This is a genomic window from Methylobacterium sp. E-046 (assembly GCF_022829625.1).
Lineage (GTDB): Bacteria > Pseudomonadota > Alphaproteobacteria > Rhizobiales > Beijerinckiaceae > Methylobacterium > Methylobacterium longum.
In genome coordinates, this window is the sequence record NZ_JAKSYP010000109.1 from 1 (window position 1) to 1,443 (window position 1,443).

Here is a 1,443-nt window from a genome sequence, read left to right on the forward strand (position 1 = left end):
GCGGCTTCTGCCGGCTTGGTTCGAGGACTACAACACCATCCACCCGCACTCCGGCTTGCGCATGCTCTCGCCCCGAGAGTACCTCAGCCGGAGTGCCTAAACCCGCCCGCTGCCTGTCCGGTCAAACAGGGTGCACTCCACTGAGTTCATGCGTCTGCCCCCATCGCCGGTACGGCACCGCTCTCCATTCTAAACGGAAACGGCCGGGGTAGTGCCCCGGCCGCCGTGTCGGTGACGATGCTGATGTTTAGCGCAGGAGCTGCAGGACGCCCTGCTGGGCCGAGTTGGCCAGCGACAGCGCCGAGATGCCCATCGACTGGCGGGTCGACAGCGCCTGCGAGTTCGCCGCCTCCTGGTTGAGGTCCGCGTTCGTCAGGTTGGCCGAACCGGTCTGCAGCACGTTGATCAGCTGCTTGGAGAAGTCCTGCCGGTTCTGCACCACCGACAGGTTCGAGCCCAGCGTGCTCGCCGCCGAGTTCAGCGTGCTGCCCGCCGAGGTCAGCGTCGCCAGCGTCTTGTTCACGTCGGCGTTCAGCAGGAAGTTGCCCAGGCCGTTCGAGCCCGTCGAGCTGTTCGAGTTGGTGATCGCCGACAGGCCCAGGCCGCTGGCCGTGGCGTCGACCGAGGCAACCGTCAGATTGGAGCTACCGTTGGCATTGAACTTGATGTTCATGTCATTGCCCTTGCCGGCAATGAGGTTGACGCCGTTGTAGCTGGCATCGCCGGCGAGCTGGGTGATCTGGTTGAGCAGGTTGTTGTACTGCTGGGCCAGCGACGAGCGCTGGGACACGCCCGAGACGGACAGGTCACTGCTAACCACCGTGGTGGCGGCGGTGCCGTAGGTCGAGGCCGTGGTCGAGGAGGCGGTGAAGCCGAGCGCGGTCTGGCTGGTGGAGTTCTGGAATTCGACGTCGGCCTGGGCATTCAGCACGATCTTGGTGCCGGTGCTGTCGGTGGAGAAGATCGCGCCGGCGCCGAACGAGCCGCCGGAGGTGGTGCTGGCCGAGCTGACCGCGGCGTTGAGGGCCGCGACGGTGGCCGAGATGCTGGAGGAGGCGTTGATGGAGGCCGAGACGGAGGTGCCGTTGATGGTCATCAGCACGGTCGAGGACGCGGAACTGGCGCTGTAGGCGTTGGCGGCGGTGCCGGCGGTGGAGAGCTGGGTCGAGAGCGCCTGGTTGGCGATCGACTTGGCCTGGTCGACGAGCTTCTGGATCGAGGTGATGCCCTGGTTGGCCGCCTGGATGGTCTGCACGCCGTTGGAGACGCCGTCCAGCAGGGTGTTGAGGCTGGTGGAGCGGCCGTCGAGGGCCTGGGAGGTGAAGAAGTTGGTCGGGTTGTCGAGGGCGGAGTTGACCGTCTTGCCGGTGGCGAGGCGGTTCTGCGTGGTCGCCATCAGCTGCGCCGTGTCCTGCAGCGAGAGCAGGTTCTGACGCGTGGCGG

At 66.3% G+C, this 1,443-nt stretch carries 2 protein-coding genes; one reads left to right on the plus strand and one right to left on the minus strand.

The features are described 5' to 3' along the window. On the plus strand, positions 1-100 hold a 100-nt coding region (locus tag MKK82_RS10325; protein WP_243985556.1), incomplete at its 5' end, for an integrase core domain-containing protein. A 147-nt stretch (positions 101-247) separates the two neighbouring features. On the opposite strand, the gene MKK82_RS10330 is transcribed toward MKK82_RS10325, so the two are convergent. Continuing rightward, the coding region (locus tag MKK82_RS10330; protein ID WP_243985554.1) for a flagellin at positions 248-1,443 on the minus strand (1,196 nt) is incomplete at its 5' end.